A 23,020-nucleotide genomic window follows, 5' to 3' on the forward strand; every position below is an offset into this window, starting at 1 on the left:
ATGAGAGGATACTATGGCGACGGATGTAACGGTCCCCACGCTCGGCGAATCGGTCAGCGAAGCGAGCGTGATCCAATGGTTCAAACAGGTCGGCGATTCCGTCGGTAAGGACGAGCCCCTGGTGGAGCTGGAAACCGACAAGGTGACCATTGAAGTGCCCTCCCCCGTGGCGGGTGCCCTGACCGAGATCGTCGCGGCCGACGGCAGCGACGTCGAGGTCGGCGCGCTGCTCTGCCGGATCGAGGAAGGAGCGGCCGGCAAAGCCTCCGCCCCGGCGGCCGAACCGGCAAAACCGGAAGCGCCCGCTGCTGCCCCGGCCCCGGCGACCGCCGCACCGGCTGCCACCGCGACCAACGACACCCTGTCGCCGGCGGTCGCGAAAATGGTTGCCGAGAACAATCTGGACGCCGCGAAGATCCCGGCCAGCGGCCCGAAGGGCAATCTGACCAAGGAAGACGTTCAGAACTATCTGAAATCCGGTGGTACGGCTGCACCGGCGCCTGCCGCGAAACCGGCGGCCCCGGCCGCCGCGCCGGTGGGCGGCGCAAAGCCGGCCACGCCGACCTATGAGAGCCTGCCGGAACGCACGCCCGATCCGCGCGGCGAAGAACATGTCCGCATGTCGAAACTGCGCAAGGTCATCGCGACCCGCCTGAAGGAAGCGCAGAACACGGCGGCGATGCTGACCACGTTCAACGAAATCGACATGGGCCCGATGATGAAGGTCCGCGCCGATTACAAGGACAAGTTCGAACAGAAGCACAAGGTCAAGCTGGGCTTCATGTCCTTCTTCGTGAAGGCGGCGGTCGCGGCGCTGCAGGAACTGCCCGCCGTCAATGCCGAAATCTACGGCGATCAGGTCATCTACAAGAATTACTACGATATCGGCATCGCCGTCGGCACGCCGCAGGGTCTGGTCGTCCCGGTCCTGCGCGACGCCGACAAGAAAAGCTTTGCTGAGATCGAAGCGGCGATCGCCGATTTCGGCCGCCGCGCTCGTGACGGCAAGCTGAGCATGGCCGAGATGCAGGGCGGCACCTTCACCATCACCAATGGCGGGGTGTTCGGATCGCTCCTGTCGACGCCGATCATCAACCCGCCGCAATCGGGCATCCTGGGCATGCACAAGATCCAGAAACGTCCGATCGTGAACGCCAAGGGCGACATCGTCGTCGGCAGCATGATGTATGTCGCGCATTCCTACGACCACCGGATCATCGACGGCCGCGAAGCCGTGACCTTCCTGGTCCGCATCAAGGAAATGCTGGAAGATCCGGCACGCCTGCTGATCGACGTCTGATCGGCAGCCGGACAGCAATGGTACGAGGGGGGCGCAAGCCCCCCTCTTTCTTTATCGGACGATCCGTGGCGCAATTGCCAGGATCTGCACAAGGCTTGGGACATTCGTGGCACGGCGATCGGATCACAGCAGGGATGAATTGCGCGTCATGGCGCTGGATGCGGCGGAGGCATTGGCCCAGGACGGCGGCCTGCCGGCGATCACCGCACGCGCCGTGGCCGGACGGATCGGATATGCGGCCGGCACCCTGTATAATTTGTTCGACAATCTGGATGGCCTGATCCTGGCCCTGAACGACCGGACGCTGGAACGGCTCGAACAGGCGCTGGATGCCGCTCCGCCCCCGTCCGGCGAGCCCGCGCGGGATCTTGCGGCGCTTCTGGACATTTATGCGGCGCAGGTCGACGCGGCGCCGCGGCTTTGGGCCTTGTTGATCGAACACAGCCTGCCGGACGGTCAATCCGCGCCGGAATGGTACCGTCAGCGGATTGGTCGACTGCTCGGGCGGCTGGAAACCGTCCTGGCCCCCGCCCTCGCCCACCGACCCGGTCCTCAGGCCACTGCCGAAACGGCTCAATCCGCACGTCTGCTCTGGCTATCGGTTCACGGCCTGCTGACGGCGGGCCATGCCGGCACGATCGCGGCGGTCGGAGCGGCGGAGGGCCGGGTTCTGGCGCAGGACCTGATCGAGACCTATCTGGCCGGGTTGAAGGCGCGCGACACCTGACTACGGGTTACAGGTGCTGATCCTGCACTGCAGCATCGCCAAGGTTGAACGCCCAGGCGCGCTGCGCCAAGCTCTGGCAATCGATTGAGAAACCACAAGGTATCGGCTCTCCCGTGACCGAAGCCACGGCCCCGCCCCCTCTGTCCCGCCCCGCCTTACGCGGCATGCTGGATTGCCTGAATGTCCCGGCCCTGGGGCTTGGCCTGACAATGGTCGGATTCGGCGCTATGGCGCAGGATGCGGGCATCGCCCTGTTGCCCGCCATGGGGGTCACCGCCTTCGTCTGGGGCATCGCCGGTCAGGTCGCGCTGATCGAGATCCATGCCGGTGGCGGCGGTATTCTGGCCCTTTTCGTTGCGGTCGCATTGGCCAATCTGCGCATGCTGCCGATGTCGGTGACAGGCCTTTCCGCCGTTCTGGGCGGAAAGAAGCTGCCCTTCCTGGGCCGCGTGATGCTGATGCAAACCATGGCGATTTCCTGCTGGACGCAAATGATGACCCGCAGCGACCATGTCCCCAACCCACAACGCCTGACCTACTATCTGGGCTTCGCGGCAACGCTGCTTTCCGCCGGGCTGATCGGGACGCTGGTCGGGCACCAGCTGGGCCGCGTCGTGCCGCAGGCGGTGCTGACAGTGACGATCTTCATGACCCCGCTCTATCTGCTGTTGCTGATCAGCGGGGCCCGCCAATGGGTCAACCGACTGTCCGTCATCTTCGGCATTCTGGTCGGGGTTGGATTCTATCCAGTCTTGGGGGATTGGTCGGTCATCGCCGCCGGGCTGCTGGGCGGAACCCTGGCCTTCCTCAGCGCGCCGCGCCTGTTCCCGAATTCGGGGGACGGCGCATGATCCTGGGCGACGCCGAGATTTGGATTGCGGTCGCGGTCGGCGCGCTGGGCACCTTCATGTGGCGGGTCCTGGGAGTCGCCGTTGAGACCCGCGTGCGTCAGGACAGCCCGCTGTTCATCTGGATCGGCTGTGTCGCCTACGCCATGGTCGCGGGGCTGATGGCGCGTGTCCTGTTGATGCCCGGCGGGGATATGGCGCCGGATTCGATGGTCTGGCGCTTCACCGCTTTCCTGGTCGGGTTGGCGGCATGGTATTGGCGTGGCAAATCGGTTCCGACGGGTCTTGCCGCCGGTGTCGGCACCTACGCCCTCTTTGTCGCGACCGGTACGGCCTGACCGACGGCAGCCGCATGATTGGATTGAATGCCCCGATCCGCTAGGTTTCTTCGAAGATCGAAAAGACGGAAGACGAGGCCGCCGGATGACCGAACGAGACCTGCACTATCCCGACCAATTCATTGCCGCGCTTCAGGCGATCTGGGGCGATGGCTTTCTGTCACCCGGCGGACCGGCTGAAATCGCCACCATGATGGGGACGACACGCCTGGATGGGATGTCGGTCTTGGACATCGGTTGCGGCGTCGGCGGGATTGATCTGATCCTGGTCGAAGAATACGGCGCGGACCATGTAACGGCCATCGATGTCGAGCCACAGCTGGTCGATCACGCGGCAAACCGGGTCTCGGCGGCAAATCTGGGCAGCCGCATCGACGTTCAACTGGTCGAACCGGGACCGTTGCCCTTCGACGCCGATAGTTTCGATGCGGTGTTCAGCAAGGACGCGATGCTGCATATCCCGGACAAGGCGTCCCTCTATACCGACTTGCTGCGCGTGCTGCGCCCCGGCGGCCGGCTGATCGCCAGCGACTGGCTACGCGGCGGACCGGATGACGGACCGGTCCCGGCAATCCTGGAGGAATGGGGACGGAAGACCGGCCTGACCGCCGATTTCGCGACACCCGGCATGACCGAACGCGCGTTGGAGGAGGCAGGCTTTCAGGATGTGCGCGTCCGCGACCGGAACGAATGGTATGCCGGTGAATTGCGGAAAGAGGAACTGCAGGTTACCGGGCCGGGCTTCCAGCAGCTGGAAGCGACCATCGGCATGGATGCCGCAATCCAGCGCCATCAAAGCTTTGAAATCCGCAAACAGGCCGTGGCGGAGGGCGCGCTGCGCCCTTGCCATCTATACGGTGTAAAGCCGACCTGACGGGCCCGCCCTAACGCGCCAGGCGCAGCGGCGGGGCCGAAACAAGGCCCTGCGGTGCGGCAATCCGGTCCAGATCGCCAAGCGCGCCTTCCAGGCGCGTGACGATACGGCCCTCGACCGCATCGGCCACCAGGGTCGCCGCCCCCAGCGTGAAATCCCCGGATTGCGCGGCATCAAGCACCGCCTGCCAGGGCGCTTTCGGCTTGGGCAACACTTCCAGCTCGATCTCGTCCTCCGGCGCGATCTGCATCAGGTCGCGAAGTTCCGCCAGCGCTGCCGGATAGCCGCCCAGCCGGTCGACCAACCCGACATCCAGCGCATCCTGACCCGTGAAGATGCGGCCGCGGGCCACCTGGTCCAATGTGGCGGCGTCGAAGCCCCTGCCTTGGGCCACCTTGGTCGTGAAATCGGCATAGACGAAATCGATCGCCCGCGCGAAACGAGCGCGCTCCTCGCGGTCGAATCCGCGGTTGATGCTCCACATGCCGGCATTCTCACCCGCTGCGACACGGTCCCAGCGCACGCCCAGGTCCTCCCACAGGCGGCTGACATCGAACTTGCCGCCATAAACCCCGACGGAACCCGTAATCGTGCCCGGTTGCGCGACGATCCGGTCGGACGCGACCGACACGAAGTACCCGCCGCTGGCGGCCGTGCCGCCCATGGAGACGACAACGGGAATTCCCGCCTCGCGCACCCGACCGACCGTATGCCAGACGGCATCGGACGGACCATAGGCGCCACCGGGGCTGTCGACGCGCAGCAGGACGGCGTCGTACCCGCCGTCGTCCACGATACCCTGCAGGGTATCGATCAGCGTTTCGGTGTCGAATCCCGGATCCGCGAAGGGCCCATCGGAATCGCCGACGCCAATCGGTCCGATGCCGTACAGCACCGCCACTTTGGCCGCCGGCTCGGTCATCCCGTCGCTGTCTTCCTTGCTGGCGGCAAGCAGAAACGGCGCGTCGATCCATTGCGCGTCGTCGCCAAATTCCTTCTCCACTTCGGATTCGAACTGATCGCGGTACAACAGCCCGTCGATCAGGCCCGCAGCCACGGCCTCATCCCCCAGAAGCGGCCCTTGATCCACCAGGGCACGAACGGCGGCCGGCTCCAGATCGCGGCCAGCAGCAATCGTGGAAACCGCCTGATCCAGCAGCCCCTGCGCCAGGGCGCCGAGCGAGCGACGCACCGGAAGAGGCATCCTCTCCTCGGTAAACGGGTCAGCGCCGCCCTTGAATTCATGGCGCTGCTCGAACTCCGCCGTGACTCCCAGTTCGCCCAAACCTTCCGCGAAATAGGGCACCTCCAAGGCGACCCCGGTCAGCCCGACGATCCCGGACGGCGCCATCCAGACCTTATCGAAGGCAGCTGCCAGCATGACTTCGGGCGTGGCATCGCCGAAGGCGGCCAGATCGTCGGCATAGGCATAGGCCGGCTTCCCGGACTCCCGGAACGCGCGCACCGCGTCCGCCAGTTCCTGCGCCCGGGCAAAGTCCATCGGTTCCGCACCCAGTTGCACGACCAGCGCCTTGACTTGCGGGGCGGCGGCGGCCCGTTCCAGCGCGGTCAACGTATCCAGAACCGTGGCCGGCTGCACAGGCTTGAACAGCGGCGCCGTCACATAGCGCTCTTCCAGCGGCTCGTTCCAATCCAGGCTCAGGACAGCACTGTCCGGCATCGGCGGGGCCTTGTCCCGCTGACTGGCCGTAAAGGCCGCAACCGCCGCGATGAAGAGGAAGCTCAGCCCGCCCAAAATGGCGAACGCCCAGAGGATGATCTTACCGATGATTTTCATGGCCGGACTATGCCCCGGCGCCCCAGATCGGTCCACCGAAGTTTGGAGGTTTGGGCCGGGTCAAAGCCGTTGCCGTGCGACGATCCCGGCCAATTGCCTCCAAATGCAAACAGTGCGATAAAGAAATCATTATGAGCTTCCAGTATGACAAGCCCAGTTCGGACAAAAGCCGTGACGTCCGGATCGTATTCGGCGAACCGGAAGCACAATTGCGCCACGCCATTCGCGCCGCCCTGAACCGCGAAGGCTATCAAAACGTCTATGATTTCGACCGGATTGCCTTGCTGCGCGAGGCAATCGTGAAGAACGATCCCGATCTGGTCGTCATGGATTCCGAGATGGACGAACGCGAGGCGGACCAGATCATCACGGAGATGCGGTACAACCGCCTCGGTCGGAACCCTTTCGTTCCGGTGATCGTGACAATCTGGGAGCCGACCCGCGAACAGGTCAAGCGTGTGGCCTCGTCGGGCACGGACGATCTTCTTGTGAAGCCGCTTAGCCCGACCCAGGTGTTCGAGCGCATCAAGGTTCTGGTCAACAACCGGAAACCCTTCGTCGTGACCAGCGACTATATCGGACCGGACCGGCGCAAGGATGTCGGCCGAGGGTCGGAGATTCCGACCATCCAAGTGCCCAATACGCTGCGGTCGAAGGTGCGGGGCGAGCCGATCGACCGGACCGCGATCGAAAACGCGATCCGCGAGGCGCAGGGGGACATCAACGACCAGCGTCTGAAACGAAACGCTTTCCAGATCGGGTTTCTGGTCAATCTGCTGCTGCCCGAACTGAAGAAATTCGATGTGACGGACGAGCGGATCAAGACCGTCGACCGGTTGATCGCCGTGTCGCGCGATACCGGCAACCGGATGAAGGGCACCGACTATCAGCATGTCACGAGCCTGTGCAACGCGATGATCCGTGTCGCATCGTCCATCGCCGACAGCATCACGCATCCCGAAAGCAAGGATGTCGACCTGCTGAAGCCGATGTCGGAAGCCATTCTGGCGGCGTTCAATCCGGACCTGTCGGCCATCGACATTGCCGGTCAGATCTCGTCCGCCGTATCGAACTACAAGCAGCGCACGGCATCCTGACCCTAAGCCCCGCCGTCAGATCGGCAGCCGCACCCGGGCACGCAGACCGCCATGCGGCGAATCTTCCAGAAATATGTCGCCGCCATGGGTGCGGGCGACGTCGCGGCTGATCGACAGACCCAGCCCCGTCCCGCCGGTCGATGGATTCCGCGACCGGTCGAGGCGATAGAACGGCCGGAAAGCATCCTCGCGCTCTTCCTCCGGGATACCGGGACCGTTATCGTCGACCAGCACTTCAATCGCCTGGCCGCGCCGTCCGGCATGTAGCCAGACCTGAGTCCCATAGCGCGATGCGTTGGCGATCAAATTGTCCACGCAGCGCCGCAATGCGTTCGGCTTCAACCAGGAAACGATCTTGCCTTCGACATGGCAGTCCAGCGCGATGCCGCCCGCCTGCCACTTCGCCCCCAGGTCGCTTATGATCTGGCCCAAATCGCATTCCACGGATTTCTCGCCGCCTTCTCCCCGCGCAAAAGTCAGGTAGTCTTGAATCATCTTCTCCATTTCGGAGACATTGGCGGACAGTTCCTGCGTTTCCGGCGTTTCGCCCAGCATGGCGATCTGCAGTTTCATCCGTGTCAGGGGCGTCCGCAGATCGTGACTGACGCCGGACAGCATGTCGGTGCGCTGCCGGACCTGCCGGCGGATCCGCTCCGACATCAGGTTGAATGCCCCGGCCGCCTGCCGGATCTCCAGCGCGCCTTCCGGCTTGAAATCCTCTTCCGGCTCCCGGCCCTTCCCGAAGCTCTCCACCGCCCGGGCCAACCGCCGGATCGGGCGGACTTGATTGCGCATGAAAATCGACGCCACGGCGAACAGGACCAACGATGTACCGACCATCCAAAGAATGAAGATATAGGTGGTGGAACTGAACAACCGGCTGCGCGGGACGGCCGTCGTCAGGACGGCATCCTTCAACTGGACATGGATGATGACCAATTCGTCGCGGGATTCGCTGTCGATGACGAAGGGGCGACGAACGCGTTCCTCCATCGCGGCGGCAAGCAGGGTTTCCAACAGACCGGACAGTTCGTTTTGCTGATTGGGCAGGATTTCGCCCGGATAGAGGGCGAGATCCAATTCCTGGTTCCGCCGCACCGCCCGAAAAATTTCTTCGCGGGCGTCCGGATCGCGCCGCAACTGTTCAATGACATTGGCGATGTCGCCGGTCACGCTGACCGACAGGCGCCAAGTGACCGTATCCCAATGTCGGTCATAGAAGATCCAGGCGGAAACCACCTGCAGCAGGATCAGCGGAATAACGATGATCATCAGCGCCCGGCCGAACAGGCGCTTCGGCAGCACGCTCTTGATGGCCAGTCTCACCGATCTGGCGGCAGAGCCGATCTGCCCCGGCGCGGCGCTCATCCGTCGGGCCTCAGGACATAGCCTCGGCCGCGTACCGTCTGAAGATAGCGCGGAATCTTGGGATCCGGTTCGACTTTGCGGCGCAGCCGGGTGACCTGCACATCCACCGCCCGGTCGCCACCGTCGATTTGCAGGATATGGGTCAGTTCCTCACGCGACATGATCCGGCCCGGCTCGGCCGCCAGAACCTTCATCAGGGCTGTTTCCGTCGTGGTCAGCTTGATCGGGCTGTCGCCCCGCAACAGCAATTCCCGCCCAAGATCGAACAGCAGCCCGCCCAGCCGCACGACCGAGGAACGTGCCGGTTCCTCCGCCGACGGGATACGGCGCAAAATCGACTGAATGCGCAGGATCAGCTCCCGCGGTTCGAACGGCTTCGGCAGGTAATCATCGGCGCCGGCCTCAAGGCCCAGAATCCGGTCCCCGGTCTCTCCCATGGCGGTCAGCATCAGAATCGGAACGCCGGTGTCGCCGCGCACGGATTTGGCGAGGTCGAGGCCGCTCTCGCCCGGCATCATGACATCCAGGATCATCAGATCGAAGGTAAAGGCGCCCATCTTTCGGCGTGCGTCGGCCGAGTCTTCCGCAAGCGTGATGCGAAAGCCTTCCTTGGTCAGATAGTCCCGCAGCAGGCTGCGCAGCCTGGCATCGTCGTCGACAACAAGGATATGCGTTTCTTCGGTCATGGGCGGCACTATAGGAGGTTCCCGGACACTTCGAAATTGCGATGTGCGCGCGGGTGAGGCAATGCGGAACTTGGACGAGAGCGCCGAATGGTGTACGCCCCTTGGCACCGAGTGGCGACCCGTCCCCTGTGAGAGGCAACATGCGCGAACAAGCCGCCGGGGACCATCCCCCCAGCGAAGACCGGCCGGTCTGGACGATCCTGTTCGCCGTAGCAACCGCCCTGTTGGCCCTGCGATACAGCGTCCTGTTGCTGACCGACTTGTCGCTGCACGGCGACGAGGCGCAGTACTGGACCTGGTCGCGCGATTTCGCCTTCGGGTACTATTCCAAACCGCCGATGATCGCCTGGGTCATCGGCGCCGCGACGAGTGTTTGCGGGGACGCTGCCTGGTGCGTCCGGGCGCCGGCCGCCCTGTTGCATATCGGAACGGCGTTCGTTCTGACCGCGCTGGCGCAAAGCCTGTTCGACCGGCGGGTCGCCCTGTGGACGGGGATCGTCTGGCTGACGGTTCCGGCCGTCTCCTACTCTTCGCTGATCATGTCGACCGATGCGGTGCTGCTGCTGTTTTGGTCGGCGGCGCTCTGGGCCTATCACCGCGTTTTGACCCGGCCGGACTGGCGCGCCGCCGCCGTTCTGGCCATCGCCTTCGGTCTGGGCCTGAACGCCAAATACGCCATGGCCTATTTCCTGCTCTGCGCCATTGTCCATTGGCTGCTGTGCCCGGATGCGCGCCGCGCCTTAAAGGCGGCATGGCCGTACCTGGCAGGCGGCTTCGCACTGGGCGCAGCCATGATCCTGCCCAATGTGGCCTGGAATGCTGCCAACGGCTGGGCGACGGTCGGTCACACGGCGGATAATGCCCATTGGCAGGGCATCGTCCTGCATCCCGGCGAAATGCTGGAGTTTCTCGGCGCCCAGTTCGGCGTCTTCGGGCCGGTCCTGTTCGGCGCGCTGCTATTTTCCATTCCGGTAACGCGCAAAAAGTCGGCGCGGTTGTCAGGGCCGGCGCGTCTGCTGCTGGCCTTCTGTCTGCCGGTCCTGGTGACGATCTCGGTCCAAGCCTTGTTATCAAGGGCCAACGCCAATTGGGCGGCCACGGCCTATCCGGCCGCGACGATCCTGGTCACGTCGGCGCTGCTGCAAAGCGCTCTGCGCCGCCGCCTCTTGCTGGGATCGACCCTTCTTCACCTTGCGGCAGCGGCCGGGTTCTACCTGGTAGTCCTGAACCCCGATTTCGCGCCGCGCGGACTGGCCAAGAAGCTGGGTGAGCTGGATGGTTGGACGGAAACCGCGGACGCGGTGCGCGATCGAATGGCGGATCAGGATGTGACGGTCCTTCTGATGGACAATCGCCTGATGATGGCCAGTCTGGCCTATGCCCTACGCGACAGCGATGTCACGATCCGGGCCTGGAACCACGATTCAAAGATCGATCATCACTATGAGATGGCCTGGCTCTACGATCCGCAGCGAGACGGTGGGCGGGTCCTTTTGGCGACCCCCCATGACGCCGCGCCCTACGAGCATGCTTTTGCGAAAATCACCGTTCTCGACCCGATCCTGCGCCGGGACCGCCGCGGACGGGAGACCGAACTGATCCTGCGTCTGCTGGAGGAGCCGCGATGACCGCCAAACCCTGGACCACGACCGGCATGCTTTCGGCCTGCGCGATCACGTTCATTGCCCTGACGGCCGTCTTCCTGCCCTTTCCCGAACTGGATCTTTGGGCGGCGGACCTGTTCTACAAGGGCGCGAACGATTTCTGGCTGCGGCAGACGGAGTTCAATGCCTTCCTGAACGCCTATGTCCGTCACGGCGTAGGCTATATCGCGGTCGGCGGGCTTCTGTTGTTCCTGTATTTTTGGCTGACATGGCCGCTGGACAAGATTCAGCGCCTGGCGCGGTACGGCTTCCTGTTCACCTGCATCATCCTATCCACCGGGTTGGTGGTTCACGCCGTTCTGAAGGACAATTGGGGCCGCGCCCGCCCGAAACATGTGGTTCAGTTCGACGGGGAATATGTTTTCACGCCGCCGCTGTTACCGGCGGCGCAGTGCGAGCGCAATTGTTCCTTCGTTTCCGGCGACGCATCCGTCGGCTATGTCATGCTGGCGCTGGCGCTTTACGCGACCCGGCGGCGCAAGTTCTGGATCGTCCTGTCCATCACCGCCGGGCTGGGGCTTGGCCTGATGCGAATGATGAACGGCTCCCACTTCCTCAGCGATATCCTGTATTCCGGCGTCTTCACCTGCGGCGGCGTTCTGCTGTTATACCGATGGATCGTGGAGAAACATTGGGCCAAGGACACGGAGCCGCTGCGCCGCGTCGCCGACCCCTATCTGGGACCGGTGCTCAGACCTGTCGGAAACGGGCTGCGCGGCTTATGGATGCGCGCGTCCACGCCCGGCATGCGCATGGGCCTCGACCGGGCCGGAATCCGCCTGCGCCGTCTCTTCGAACCCGTCGTCTGACGCGACCGGATCGCTCGCCATCCCCTCGCCGTCCGGATTGGGCACGTCGAGATCCGCATGCCGGTTGCGGTGGACGAAGTAGAGATTGCGCAAATAGATGAACAGGCCGGTGCACTGGCCAAGAATGATCACCGGATCCTGCCGCCAAATGGCATAGGACAGCAGCACCGTGCCGCCGCCGATGCTGAAATACCAGAAAGCGATCGGAATCACGCTGTCGCGCTTCTGTTCGCTGACGATCCACTGAATTATGAATCGCATGGCGAACAGCGCCTGGCCCATGAAGCCGATCGTCACCCAGACGATTTCCTCGGTCGGCATGGCCTGAAGTTTGGCCCCGAAACTGGCCAACCACTCCATCATTCTCTCACCCCTCCGTCACTTCCGGGCGTTTTGAGCGTTTGAGCAGCCAGTAGACCCCGAACAGGTCCACGATGCCCGCCACAGCCCGTTCCAACGTGCCGTACTTGGATTTGCCGCGTGGCCGCGCGCGGTGATTAACGCGCTCATAGCGGACCGTAAAGCCCTCGCGCCCGATCAGGGCGGGCATAAAGCGGTGCATATGGTCGAAATACGGGATCCGGGCGAAGACGTCCCGCGACACGACCTTCAGGCCACAGCCGACATCGCGTGCGGAATGGTTCAACATGCCGCGGTTGCAGGCATTGGCGACCCGGCTGATGAAGCGGCGGAAGCCGGTATCCTGGCGCTTCTCCCGCTCGCCCATGACCATGCCGATGGTCTCCCCTGCGGCGGCGGCCTCGTCGAAAATCTGAACCAGGCGCGGCAGATCCGCCGGATCGTTTTGCCCGTCGCCGTCCAGGACACAGACCAGACGTCCGCGCGCTTCCAGGACGCCGCTGCGGATCGCGCGGCTTTGGCCCGATCGGGTGCCATGGGTCAACACCCGCAGATTGGGGTGCAGATGCTTGCATTTCTTCAGGACGGCGGCGGTATCGTCGCGGCTGCCGTCGTCGATATAGATGATCTCGGTTTCCGTCGTATCGGGAAACGCCTCGGCGATTTCCGCGATCAGCGGCGCGACATTGTCTTCCTCGTCGCAAACCGGAACGACGACACTGATATCGGGAACGCGCATGGGGCCACCGGGACTGTCGAAATGCCAAGGGATGAAATGCGAACGGGGTCGGGCTTACCATGCCCGACCCCGATTGGCACGACAGAAAACCGGCAGATCAGGCGGCGCTGCCGCTGATCAGCGCGGCCTTGTCCGACCCGCGGCGCACTTCCTCGTCATAGGCCTTCATCAGCGACTCGCAAACGCGGCCCGGGTTGAAGTTGTAATCGCCGATAGACGAGATCGGCGTCACCTCGACCGCGGTTCCGGTCAGGAAGGCCTCGCTGGCATTGGCCATCTCTTCCGGCTGAATGTGGCGCTCGACCACTTCCAAACCCTGTCGCTTCGCCAGATCGATGACCGTCCGCCGCGTGATGCCGTCCAGGAAACAATCCGGATCCGGCGTGTGCAGCTTCCCGTCTTCCATCAGGAAGAAGATGTTGGCGCCCGTCGCCTCGGCGACATAGCCGCGCCAGTCCAGCATCAGGGCGTCGTGATAGCCTTCGGCTTCCGCCTTATGCTTGGACATGGTGCAGATCATGTAGAGACCCGCGGCCTTGCTGACCACCGGGGCGGTTCTCGGATCGGGGCGCGCCCAGTCGGAGATGCGCATTTTCAGACCGCGCATCCGCGCTTCCGGGCTGAAATAGGCCGGCCATTCCCAGGCCGCGATCGCCACATGGATCGTGTTCTTCTGGGCCGACACGCCCATCATCTCGGACCCGCGCCAGGCGATCGGGCGGACATAGCCGTCATCGATATTGTTGGCCGCCACCAGTTCGTTGCACGCACGGTCGATCTCTTCGACCGAATACGGAATGGTGAAGCCCAGAACCTCGGCGGATTTGTGCAGCCGCTCGGTATGTTCCGTCAGCTTGAAAATCTGTCCACCGTATACGCGCTCGCCCTCGAATACGCCCGACGCATAGTGCAGGCCATGAGTCAGAACATGCAGTTTGGCATCGCGCCACGGCACCAACTGGCCATCCATCCAGATTGTTCCGTCGCGATCATCGAAGGGCACCAGCGACATATTTTCCACTCCGTTTTTGGGCTCGGCCGCATCGTTTTCAGGCCCGACCCAGGGTTCCTCCAGCAAACCATTGGTTTGCAACGACTTATCGCGCTTTTCTCCGGTTCGACCCGGCGGTATGCGCAATTTTATTACCCAAGTGAACCGCCAAAAGTTACGATCAATTACGCTTGAGTGTTGCAGCAGGTAACATCGTGAGGCATATATGTCAACATGACTGACATAAATTCTTCCAAACCGTTTTCCGGCGGCCCCAACCGGCCGCGACCGCGCACCGGCAAGAGCGGGGGCAATCCATTGTTCCTGCGCGAGGAGGAATTGCGCCAGGCGATCGAGATGCTGTTCTTCGCCTATCGCGACTTCACCGGCGAGCCGGACAAGATCCTGGCGGAACGCGGTTTGGGGCGCGCGCATCACCGGGTCATCTACTTTGTCGGCCGTTATCCCGGGATGACCGTATCCAGCCTGCTCGACATCCTGAAGATCACCAAGCAGAGCCTGAGCCGCGTTCTGAGCCAGTTGGTTCAGGAAGGCTATATCAGCCAGGAGCAGGGCAGCGTCGACCGACGCCAGCGCCTGTTGACCCTGACCGACCAAGGCCATGAGATGGAACGGCTGCTGACCGAGACCCAGCGCAAACGGATTGCCCGTGCCTATCGTGCGGCCGGCCCGGAGGCCGTGGAAGGGTTCCGGGCAGTGATGTTGGGGATCATGTCCAGCGACGACGACCGGGACCGTTTCGGAGACCGGCCGGAATAGTCACTCCGCGCACGCCGTGGAGAGGTCATTGTCCAGGCCGTCCAGGTCGCCTTCAGCATCCGACCGCGTTTCACCGCAAGTCTGCGGGCTGGCGCTCAGGGCCGACCAGTCCGGGTTGGCGCAGTCGGCAAGAACGCGCTCCAGCTTGTTCTCACAATTCGTGAATTGTGTCAGCGCCCGACGATAGGCGTCCCGGCCGTTCGTCAGAAATCGGCAGGCCGGGCTGTCCGGCCCCGGCGCCGCGCCACGATGCGAAAGCCCCTCGTCCCACAGCCCCTGACCGGCGGCCAGATCGCTGAGGCCGTCCTGCATGGCGCGTTCGACTTCAAGTACCGCATCGCGGCAGTCGGCGGCCGAAGCGCCAGCGGCCCATAGCCCGCAAAGAGCCAAGACGCCCCCGGCAGCGATGTTCCTAGCCGTTCGGATGAAAGAAGCCATGAATCTTGCGCGCGACCGCATTGGAAATGCCCTCTACCTTCTCCAGATCCGCGACCGACGCCCGCGACACCGCCTTTGCGGACCCGAAGTATAGCAGCAGTGCCTTCTTTCGCTTAGCGCCGATGCCGGGGATCTCGTCCAGTGGATTGCGCGCCTGATCCTTCGCCCGGCGCTTGCGGTGCGAGCCGATGGCAAACCGGTGGGCTTCGTCGCGCAGACGCTGGATGAAATAGAGCACCGGGTCGCGCGGCGGCAGCAGAACCGGCTGTTCGGCGCCCGGCAGGATGATGCGTTCTCGCCCGGCCTCGCGTTCCGGCCCTTTGGCGACGGACATAATCGGCACTTCGTCCTGCAGGCCCAACTCGGTCAGCGCCTCCAAGGCGGCGGTCATCTGTCCACGGCCACCGTCCAGGATCACCAGATCGGGCCATTGACCTTCGCTGCGTTCCGGATCCTCCTTCATCGCGCGGGCGAAGCGGCGATAGATCACCTCGCGCGTCATGGCGTAGTCGTCGCCGCCGGCCGGCGCGGACGCCGAGGGCGCCCCCTCTAGCGGCGGAACCGGGGCTTCCGCAAGGCCCGCCGAGGCGGCGTCGGCAGCCTCCTTCTCGACCGCATCGCCGCGGATGTTGAATTTGCGGTAGGCGGATTTCAGGAAGCCGTCGCCGCCCGCCACGATCATCGCGCCGACGGCCTGACGGCCCTGGATATGGCTGTTGTCATAGACCTCGACGCGTTCCGGCGGCGCGTCCAGCCCGGCCAGATCGGCCAACCCGGTCAGCAGCCGTCTCTGACTGGACGTTTCCGCCAGCCGCCGTTCCAACGCGTCGCGGGCATTGTCGGCGGCGTGATCGACGGCCTTCCGCCTTCCGCCCCGCTGTGGCACGGCGAGCGTTACCTTCCGCCCCGCCTTCACGCTCAACGCCTCCGCCAACAGGTCCAGTTCCGCCGGCGTCTGGTTGACCAGCACGTCCTTGGGCGGCGGCCGGTTCTCGTAGAACTGACCCAGGAAGCCGCTCAAGACCTCGGACGGCTCCAATTGCTTATCATGACTGGGGAAATAGGCGCGGTTCCCGTTGTTCCGGCCGCCGCGATAGAAGAAGACCTGGATGCAGCTCTGACCGCCGCGTTGTTCGAGGGCGACGACATCCGCATCACCGATCCCTTCGATATTGATGTCCTGGCTGGACTGCACATGCGCCATGGCGCGCAGCCGGTCGCGCAGGGCCGCCGCGCGTTCGAAATCCAGCGCTTCCGACGCCGCCTGCATCGCTGTCGCCAGCGAATCCTTCACCTCCTGGGACCGGCCTGACAGAAACGCCTTCGCCTGATCGACGGTCGCCGCGTAATCCTCTTGCGAGATGTAGCCGACGCAGGGCGCGCTGCAGCGCTTGATCTGATATTGCAGGCAGGGCCGGGACCGGTTGCGGAACACGCCGTCCGTACAGTTCCGAAGGAGAAAGGCGCGCTGCAACACATTCAGCGTGCGATTGACCGCCCCGGCTGACGCGAAGGGGCCGAAGAAATCGCCTTTCCGATCCCGCGCGCCGCGATGTTTCACGATCTGCGGGTAGTCCTGATCGCCCCGGATCAGGATGTCCGGAAAGGTCTTATCGTCCCGCAGCAGCACATTGTAGCGCGGCATGAGACGCTTGATCAGGTTGTTTTCCAGCAGCAGCGCCTCGACTTCACTGGCGCAGGTCACGAACTCCATCGTGGCCGTTTCCGCGACCATGCGCTGAAGCCGGATCGGCAGTCGGTCCGGACGGGAATAGGTCGTGACACGTTTCTTCAGATTGTGCGCTTTGCCGACATAAAGCGGCTCGCCTTCCGCCGAGATCATCCGGTAGACCCCGGCTTCGTTCCCGAGATGACCGAGATAGCCCCGAATGACCTCCGCGCCGGTTTGCAGGCGGGTCATTCCACCCGACTCCTCCCCGATCTTGGTCTCATCGTCGCCGTCGATCTCAATCACGCTCTTCCCGTCCCCTTGTCCGAAAATCTCTTTTTGAATCAGCGGTTCGCTTACGCCCTCTCCGCTCGGCCATCCACATCACAACCGGTGCATGCGGATGAATTGGTATTCTGGTCCCCGGTCTGTTCCCAAAACTAGCTAAAATGCGATCCAATCCGGTTTGGTTAAGCTATCCACCAGATTTGTGGATAACCTTGTTAGCAACATGTGGTCGGACAGGTCCCCCCCGCGCAACGCCGGGGACTCAAGCGGTTTGCCCATTTTTTAGTCACAAAAACATAACCCTTTGTTTTATATACATCTTCAATGTGTCAAGTATGAAAAAAACGTTAAAGCCAAAAAAACCTATTGCAACATAACGCACTCCGTAGCCCGTGATTTCCCCTGTGAACAACTCAAATCTTCCGGATCGGAATCTTGCCGATTTTATAGCGATTTAGGACGGGTTCAGCAGATTCCCCACAACCTGCATTTTACCATACCCCGATACGTCGGGGCCGGGCCGGAACGCCCTCATCGCGAGTCTCCCGACCGACAGCGGACCAGGGATACGCCGATTGCGCCGGGTTCCGGATAGACATCGGGCTTGCGAGAGAAAATCTCGACCCGGGAAACCCTCGCATGTCGAAGATAGGCGTCTGCCAGATCGGAAATCAGCTTTTCCTGGGTTTCGATATGGCCCCCGGACACGCGATTCAGTATCTCGGCGCGCACGAAGTCATAATCGACCACGCTGGCCAGATCGTCACTGTCACCGGCGAAGGCATAATCCAGATCCAGGCGCACGGTGAAGATCAGGCGTTGGGGGCCCGTTCGTTCGAAATCATGGACGCCGATCCGCACGATCGCCTCGAAATCCTCCAGCCGGATCTGCCATTGGTCGGTCACTTGTGCCTCTCCTCGTCCCCATCGCCCGGTGACAGAAACATGACGTCTCGGTCCGACGCGACATGCCGCTGCCCGCAATCGACCGGAAGACAGGTTCCGGTCACGCCCGATGCCCGGCCCAGATAAAGAACCGCCTGGGCAATATCGTCCGGAGTCGTTCCCCGGCGCAGCAGGGTCCGGCCATGGACCGCGTCGAATTGGTCCTGGCTCTGCGGCCCGCTGACCAGTGTCAAACCAGGGGCCACGGCATTCACCCGGCATTCCGCACCGAAAGCCATTGCCATCAGATACTGCGCCTCATGCAAGCCGGCTTTCGCGACCGTATAGGAAAAATAGTCGGGATTCCGGTTGAACAGTTTCTGATCCAGAACCGTGACGATGTTCGGATCGACCCAGTCGGGCCCGATCCGCGCATGGAACGTCCGGGACAGGGAGAGCGGCGCGATCAGATTGGTGCGCAGCGTCTCCTCAAACCGTCCGGCCTCCCATTGGGTAGGCGTGTCATAGTCGAAACTGGACGCATTGTTGACCAGAAGACCCGGCCGTCCGAACGCCAAAGCCGCGTCGATCAGCTCTTCCGCCGCGCCGGGACAGGTCAGATCGGCGGCATGGATCATCGCCGTCCCGCCCGCCTGTTCGATTCCGGCCTTTACCTGCGCGGCGTCCTCGGCGGAGGTGTTGTAGTGAACGCAGACGGCGTAGCCTTCTGCGGCCAGCACCTCGCAGATGCGGCGTCCGATCCGCCGCGCCCCGCCGGTCACGATGGCAAGTTGTCCCGTGCCCATCCTGGTCACCGCCGCGCGCGCCGGCCGCGTCCGGATTTGCCGCCGCCCTTGCGGCCCTTCGGCACCGCATCCGGCGTCTTGGTAATCAAACTGGCCGCGATCGCCGGATCGATGGGAACGGAATCGGCCGGCATATCCAGATCATAGGCCTCCAGCCGCTTGATCTCGTCGCGCATCTTCGCCGCGGTCTCGAATTCCAGGTCGGCCGCGGCGGCCTTCATGCGTTCTTCGAGGTCTTTGATATAGGTCTTCAGATCGACGCCGACCAAATGGGACTGCTCGCCATCGCCCGTCTGGACCGTCACCCGATCCCGCTCGTAGACGGAATTGAGAACGTCGGAAATCGATTTCTTGACGCTTTCGGGCGTGATGCCGTGCGCGGCGTTGTAGGCCTGTTGCTTCTCGCGGCGGCGTTCGGTCTCGCGAATGGCATAGTCCAGACTGTCCGTCATGCGGTCGGCATAGAGCAGAACGCGCCCTTCCACATTTCGGGCCGCGCGCCCGATGGTCTGAACCAGAGAGGTCTTGGACCGCAGATAACCTTCCTTGTCGGCATCCAGGATCGCGACAAGGGCGCATTCGGGAATGTCCAACCCCTCCCGCAGCAAGTTGATGCCGATCAGGATATCGAAGGCGCCCAGGCGCAGGTCGCGGATGATCTCGATCCGCTCCAGTGTATCGACGTCGGAATGCAGGTAACGGACCTTCAGACCCGTCTCCGACATGTATTCCGTCAGGTCCTCCGCCATGCGCTTGGTCAGGGTCGTGACCAGCACGCGCTGCCCCTTCTCGACACAGCCCCGGCATTCATCCAGCAAATCGTCGACCTGATTAGCGGTCGGCCGGACAATACAAACCGGGTCGATCAGGCCCGTCGGGCGGACAACCTGTTCGACGATGACTCCGCCGGTCCGCTCCAGTTCCCAATTGCCGGGCGTCGCCGAGACATAGATGGTCTGCGGCCGCATCGCCTCCCATTCCTCGAACTTCAGCGGCCGGTTGTCGACGCAGGACGGCAGGCGGAAGCCGAATTCGGCCAGGGTCGATTTGCGCGCGAAGTCGCCCCGGAACATGCCGCCGATCTGCGGCACGGTGACGTGGCTTTCGTCCAGCACCAGAAGCGCGTTGTCCGGCAGGTATTCGAACAGGGTCGGCGGCGGCTCGCCCGGGTTGCGGCCGGTCAGGTAGCGGGAATAGTTCTCGATCCCGTTGCAGGATCCGGTCGCCTCCATCATCTCGATGTCGAAGGTCGTACGCTGTTCGATGCGCTGCAGTTCCAAGAGCTTTCCCGCCGCCTCAAATTCCGACAGGCGCTGTTTCAATTCGATCTTGATGCGGTCCACCGCCTGTTTCAGCGTCGGGCGCGGCGTCACATAGTGGCTACCGGCGTAGACGCGCACGGCTTCCAGCACCGCCGTCTTCTCGCCGGTCAGCGGGTCGAATTCGTGGATCGCGTCGATCTCGTCGCCAAAGAAGGAAACCCGCCAGGCGCGGTCTTCCAGGTGGGACGGGAAAATCTCGATCGTATCCCCGCGGACCCGGAAGCTGCCGCGCTGGAAATTCACGTCGTTGCGCTTGTACTGAAGCGCGACCAGCTCGCGCATCAGATCGCGCACGTCCTTCGGCTTCCCCGCCTCGATCGGAATGACCATCTGACTATAGGTCTCCGGCGAGCCGATACCGTAGATGCAGGACACCGAGGCGACGATGATGACGTCCTCGCGTTCGAACAGGGCCCGGGTCGCCGAGTGGCGCATCCGGTCGATCTGTTCGTTGATCGAGCTTTCCTTCTCGATATAGGTGTCCGACCGGGGGACATAGGCCTCCGGCTGGTAATAGTCGTAGTAGGAGACGAAATATTCGACCGCGTTCTCCGGGAAGAAGGATTTCATCTCACCGTAGAGCTGGGCCGCCAGGGTCTTGTTCGGTGCCAGGACCAGGGTCGGACGCTGCAATTCCTGAATGGCATGCGCGATTGTAAAGGTCTTGCCCGACCCCGTGACGCCCAACAGCACCTGATCGCGATCTCCGTCCCGGACGCCGGCCACGAGTTGCCGAATGGCAGCCGGTTGGTCGCCGGCCGGCGCAAAATCCGATTCGATCAGGAATTTCCGCCCGCCCTCGGACAGGGGGCGGTCGTATTTCGGCGCCTCGCCGCGGATGAACCCCTGCGGCTCTATCGGTTTCAGGTCTACCAGATCGCTCATAAGCGGTGACTATAGGCCGCGACCCGACCGACGCAAGCGCTCACCCCCGGATCAACCATACGATCGCGACACCTGCTGCCAACGCGACCGCCCCGCCGCGCCGCAAGCTCTCGGGCGGCAGGTCCAAGGCCGCCTTCATCATCTTCCGCATTCCACCGGGGAACAACGCGTAGCACAGCCCTTCAATTACCAAAACGAAGCCGAAGCCCGTCGCCGCGGCGACCCAGAAATCGTCGTTCACACTGATTCTCCTGCCTGTTTCGCCCCCCTGTCGGCGAGGCAATCCGTCTCGCCTTCGGGGAGTCCGCCAGCTTGCTTTTACACCCCTGATATCGTACCTATCGTCTGAGGGGATTTGAGACAAACGCCGTGCGTCGCCGATCCCATTCTTACCGCACAAAAGGCCTTGTCGCCTGGATCGTGCGATCCGTACGGCTCTTGATTTGGGGGAAGACCAATTTCCCGGACACACTCGCTCGCACGCCTTTTTCTAGGCGTCCTCCTGGGTATTGCAGTCACCGCCGGCGCCGCCGCCGCGGAAACCCGCTCGAATGCGGAGACGGCCGCGATTGCGCCCGGTCTGTCGACCCGCACCACCGCCGATCCCCTTCCGGCCGTCCTGTCGCCGAAAGACGCCGCCACCTATGCCGAGATTTTCCGCGTTCAGCGCGGGGGCGACTGGGCCCGTGCGGACGGCCTGATCGCCACATTGCGGGACAAAAGCCTGATGGGGCATGTCCTGTTTCAGCGCTACATGCACCCGACCAAATACCGGTCCAAGTATAACGAGCTGAAAAATTGGATGGCCGACTACGCCGACCATCCGGGCGCGTCGCGCATCTATAGCCTGGCGCTGCGCCGGCGACCTGCGAACCATACTTATCCCGCCAAGCCCCGCGCCACCGAATTGCCGTCAATGGACGCGGTCGAGACCAACCTGGACGTGCTGGACGAAACCGAAACCGGCGCCGAGGTCAGCCGCCGCTTCGAGGGTAAGACGCGCAGCGAGCGGAACCGCATTCGCGGCGTCCAGCGCACCATTCGCAGCCTGGTTCAGCGGGGCAATGTGACCCTGGCGTTGGAAACGCTGGAAACCAAGGCCAACAAGCGGCTGTTCGACCCGGTCAGCTATGCCGAGAGCCTGGGCGTCGTCGCCCGCGGCTATTATCGCTATCACCTGGATGACAAGGCGATGGCGGTCGCTGCGACGGCGGAAACCATTGCCGGGGACGGCGCCGCGCTGGCCCATTGGTGGGGCGGTCTGTCGGCCTTCCGGTCGCAGAATTGGGAACGCGCGGCGTCCCATTTCGATCGATTGAGCGTCAGCGCCGAGGCCGACTCGTGGCTAAAGGCGGCAGGGGGCTTCTGGGCTTCGCGCGCCTATTTGATCGCGGGCCAACCCCAGCGCGTCAGCGACGTCATGATGCGCGCGGCCGCTCATCCCCGGACCTTCTATGGGTTGCTGGCGATGCAGGCGCTGGGCGAAACCATGCCGTTGAATTTCGACCTGCCGATCCTGTCCGAAACGGAAGTCGAGCTGCTGTACCGTATCCCGGCCGCAAGGCGCGCCATCGCGTTGATCGAATCGGGTCAGACGGATCTGGCCGACGCGGAACTGCGGCGCTTCGTCGACGAATTGCCGCCCTCCTTCGCCGGTACTCTGCTGGCTTTCGCCGACCGCGCGGGACTGGCGGATGTCGCCTTCCGCATAGGCCGGGACATGGCGCGTCGGCAGAACACGCAATTGGACGGCGCGCTCTATCCTCTGCCCGGCTGGCAACCGATGGACGGGTTCAAGATCGACCGGGCCCTGGTCTTTGCCATCGTGCGTCAGGAATCGCAGTTCCGTACCCGCGCCATCAGCTATGCAGGCGCGCGCGGCCTGATGCAATTGATGCCGGCGACGGCCGGCTACATGGCCGGCGAGCGGTTCAGCGGCGCCGGACGCGACACGCTGTTCGATCCCGGATTGAACCTGTCGCTCGGTCAGAAATATGTCAGCCATGTCCTGGGCCTGAAAGAAATCGACGGCAATCTGCTCTACGCACTGGCCGCCTATAACGCCGGTCCGGGCAATCTGAGCCGCTGGCGCCAACGGATCGATTACAGCAACGACCCCCTGCTGTTCATCGAAAGCCTGCCGTCGCGCGAAACGCGGAACTATATCGAGCACGTTCTGTCCAATTATTGGATCTATCGCCTGCGCCTGGGACAGCACCCGGTCAGCATGGACGCGTTGATCGGTGGCAACTGGCCGGTCTATGTTCAGCAGGATGGCGAAACGAAACTGATCCCCGTTGCCGGACAAGGGCGCGGGCCGGGCACGTAACGTCAGCAACCCTTACGCT

The 23,020-nt window shown here is 63.3% G+C and carries 22 protein-coding genes; 10 read left to right on the forward strand and 12 right to left on the reverse strand.

The genetic code is table 11. From position 1 onward, the window contains the following. Positions 1 to 13 precede the first annotated feature (13 nt). The 5 genes from odhB to ACO06O_RS11825 all read left to right on the forward strand — a co-directional run bounded on the left by odhB (position 14) and on the right by ACO06O_RS11825 (position 4,087). Positions 14 to 1,300: a 2-oxoglutarate dehydrogenase complex dihydrolipoyllysine-residue succinyltransferase gene (gene odhB / locus ACO06O_RS11805; protein ID WP_421879966.1), complete on the forward strand. Its 1,287-nt coding sequence runs from the start codon at positions 14 to 16 to the stop codon at positions 1,298 to 1,300. Between the two features lie 148 nt (positions 1,301 to 1,448). Next, positions 1,449 to 2,027: a TetR/AcrR family transcriptional regulator gene (locus ACO06O_RS11810; protein WP_421879968.1), complete on the forward strand. Its 579-nt coding sequence runs from the start codon at positions 1,449 to 1,451 to the stop codon at positions 2,025 to 2,027. Between the two features lie 113 nt (positions 2,028 to 2,140). Continuing rightward, positions 2,141 to 2,878: an AzlC family ABC transporter permease gene (locus ACO06O_RS11815; RefSeq protein WP_421879970.1), complete on the forward strand. Its 738-nt coding sequence runs from the start codon at positions 2,141 to 2,143 to the stop codon at positions 2,876 to 2,878. Further along, positions 2,875 to 3,213 carry an AzlD domain-containing protein gene (locus tag ACO06O_RS11820; RefSeq protein WP_421879972.1) on the forward strand — a complete coding sequence of 113 codons (339 nt, stop codon included), beginning with the start codon at positions 2,875 to 2,877 and terminating at the stop codon, positions 3,211 to 3,213. The genes ACO06O_RS11815 and ACO06O_RS11820 overlap by 4 nt, the downstream gene beginning before the upstream one ends. Positions 3,214 to 3,298: 85 nt before the next feature. After that, the gene (locus tag ACO06O_RS11825; RefSeq protein WP_421879974.1) at positions 3,299 to 4,087 is read left to right on the forward strand and encodes a methyltransferase domain-containing protein; all 789 of its coding nucleotides are present in this window, start codon (positions 3,299 to 3,301) and stop codon (positions 4,085 to 4,087) included. A gap of 10 nt (positions 4,088 to 4,097) precedes the next feature. On the opposite strand, the gene sppA is transcribed toward ACO06O_RS11825, so the two are convergent. Continuing rightward, entirely contained in the window at positions 4,098 to 5,885 is a 1,788-nt protein-coding gene (sppA, locus tag ACO06O_RS11830; protein ID WP_421879976.1) for a signal peptide peptidase SppA, read from the reverse strand. A 131-nt stretch (positions 5,886 to 6,016) separates the two neighbouring features. On the opposite strand from sppA, the gene ACO06O_RS11835 reads away from it, so the two are divergent. Continuing rightward, the gene (locus tag ACO06O_RS11835) at positions 6,017 to 6,982 is read left to right on the forward strand and encodes a response regulator (protein ID WP_421879978.1); all 966 of its coding nucleotides are present in this window, start codon (positions 6,017 to 6,019) and stop codon (positions 6,980 to 6,982) included. Between the two features lie 15 nt (positions 6,983 to 6,997). Here ACO06O_RS11835 and ACO06O_RS11840 read toward each other — a convergent pair whose 3' ends face one another. Beyond that, positions 6,998 to 8,350 (reverse strand): sensor histidine kinase, encoded by a 1,353-nt coding sequence (locus tag ACO06O_RS11840; RefSeq protein WP_421879980.1) that lies wholly within the window; start codon positions 8,348 to 8,350, stop codon positions 6,998 to 7,000. Then, a complete protein-coding gene (locus ACO06O_RS11845; protein WP_421879982.1) occupies positions 8,347 to 9,036 on the reverse strand; it encodes a response regulator in 690 nt (229 codons plus the stop codon). Before ACO06O_RS11845 ends, ACO06O_RS11840 begins: the two co-directional genes overlap by 4 nt. A 140-nt stretch (positions 9,037 to 9,176) precedes the next feature. On the opposite strand from ACO06O_RS11845, the gene ACO06O_RS11850 reads away from it, so the two are divergent. Both ACO06O_RS11850 and ACO06O_RS11855 read left to right on the forward strand, forming a co-directional pair. Beyond that, a complete protein-coding gene (locus ACO06O_RS11850) occupies positions 9,177 to 10,664 on the forward strand; it encodes an ArnT family glycosyltransferase (protein WP_421879984.1) in 1,488 nt (495 codons plus the stop codon). Continuing rightward, positions 10,661 to 11,509, forward strand: a complete 849-nt coding sequence (locus ACO06O_RS11855) for a phosphatase PAP2 family protein (protein WP_421879986.1) — start codon at positions 10,661 to 10,663, stop codon at positions 11,507 to 11,509. Before ACO06O_RS11850 ends, ACO06O_RS11855 begins: the two co-directional genes overlap by 4 nt. On the opposite strand, the gene ACO06O_RS11860 is transcribed toward ACO06O_RS11855, so the two are convergent. The 3 genes from ACO06O_RS11860 to ACO06O_RS11870 form a co-directional block, all read right to left on the reverse strand. After that, complete coding sequence (locus tag ACO06O_RS11860) at positions 11,420 to 11,872, reverse strand: lipid-A-disaccharide synthase N-terminal domain-containing protein (protein WP_421879988.1); 453 nt, start codon at positions 11,870 to 11,872, stop codon at positions 11,420 to 11,422. The genes ACO06O_RS11855 and ACO06O_RS11860 overlap by 90 nt on opposite strands. Before the next feature lie 4 nt (positions 11,873 to 11,876). Further along, complete coding sequence (locus ACO06O_RS11865) at positions 11,877 to 12,608, reverse strand: glycosyltransferase family 2 protein (RefSeq protein ID WP_421879989.1); 732 nt, start codon at positions 12,606 to 12,608, stop codon at positions 11,877 to 11,879. Between the two features lie 97 nt (positions 12,609 to 12,705). Next, positions 12,706 to 13,620 (reverse strand): branched-chain amino acid aminotransferase, encoded by a 915-nt coding sequence (locus ACO06O_RS11870; protein WP_421879991.1) that lies wholly within the window; start codon positions 13,618 to 13,620, stop codon positions 12,706 to 12,708. A 336-nt stretch (positions 13,621 to 13,956) separates the two neighbouring features. Here ACO06O_RS11870 and ACO06O_RS11875 point away from each other — a divergent pair, with 336 nt between their 5' ends. Beyond that, positions 13,957 to 14,379: a MarR family winged helix-turn-helix transcriptional regulator gene (locus tag ACO06O_RS11875; protein WP_421881109.1), complete on the forward strand. Its 423-nt coding sequence runs from the start codon at positions 13,957 to 13,959 to the stop codon at positions 14,377 to 14,379. On the opposite strand, the gene ACO06O_RS11880 is transcribed toward ACO06O_RS11875, so the two are convergent. From ACO06O_RS11880 to ACO06O_RS11905, 6 genes are all read right to left on the reverse strand, one after another. Beyond that, positions 14,380 to 14,817 (reverse strand): hypothetical protein, encoded by a 438-nt coding sequence (locus ACO06O_RS11880; protein WP_421879993.1) that lies wholly within the window; start codon positions 14,815 to 14,817, stop codon positions 14,380 to 14,382. Further along, positions 14,792 to 16,759 (reverse strand): excinuclease ABC subunit UvrC, encoded by a 1,968-nt coding sequence (gene uvrC / locus ACO06O_RS11885; RefSeq protein WP_421881112.1) that lies wholly within the window; start codon positions 16,757 to 16,759, stop codon positions 14,792 to 14,794. The genes ACO06O_RS11880 and uvrC overlap by 26 nt, the downstream gene beginning before the upstream one ends. Before the next feature lie 546 nt (positions 16,760 to 17,305). Beyond that, entirely contained in the window at positions 17,306 to 17,680 is a 375-nt protein-coding gene (locus ACO06O_RS11890; protein ID WP_421879995.1) for a dihydroneopterin aldolase, read from the reverse strand. Next, positions 17,677 to 18,465 carry an SDR family oxidoreductase gene (locus ACO06O_RS11895; RefSeq protein WP_421879997.1) on the reverse strand — a complete coding sequence of 263 codons (789 nt, stop codon included), beginning with the start codon at positions 18,463 to 18,465 and terminating at the stop codon, positions 17,677 to 17,679. Before ACO06O_RS11895 ends, ACO06O_RS11890 begins: the two co-directional genes overlap by 4 nt. Before the next feature lie 5 nt (positions 18,466 to 18,470). Continuing rightward, positions 18,471 to 20,672 carry an excinuclease ABC subunit UvrB gene (gene uvrB, locus ACO06O_RS11900; RefSeq protein ID WP_421879999.1) on the reverse strand — a complete coding sequence of 734 codons (2,202 nt, stop codon included), beginning with the start codon at positions 20,670 to 20,672 and terminating at the stop codon, positions 18,471 to 18,473. A gap of 40 nt (positions 20,673 to 20,712) precedes the next feature. Continuing rightward, a complete protein-coding gene (locus tag ACO06O_RS11905; protein WP_421880001.1) occupies positions 20,713 to 20,913 on the reverse strand; it encodes a DUF2065 domain-containing protein in 201 nt (66 codons plus the stop codon). 468 nt (positions 20,914 to 21,381) lie between these two features. Here ACO06O_RS11905 and ACO06O_RS11910 point away from each other — a divergent pair, with 468 nt between their 5' ends. Continuing rightward, positions 21,382 to 23,001, forward strand: a complete 1,620-nt coding sequence (locus ACO06O_RS11910; protein ID WP_421880003.1) for a transglycosylase SLT domain-containing protein — start codon at positions 21,382 to 21,384, stop codon at positions 22,999 to 23,001. The last annotated feature ends 19 nt before the right edge of the window (positions 23,002 to 23,020 follow it).

This window comes from Pacificispira sp., assembly GCF_965228185.1.
GTDB lineage: Bacteria > Pseudomonadota > Alphaproteobacteria > UBA8366 > Aestuariispiraceae > Pacificispira.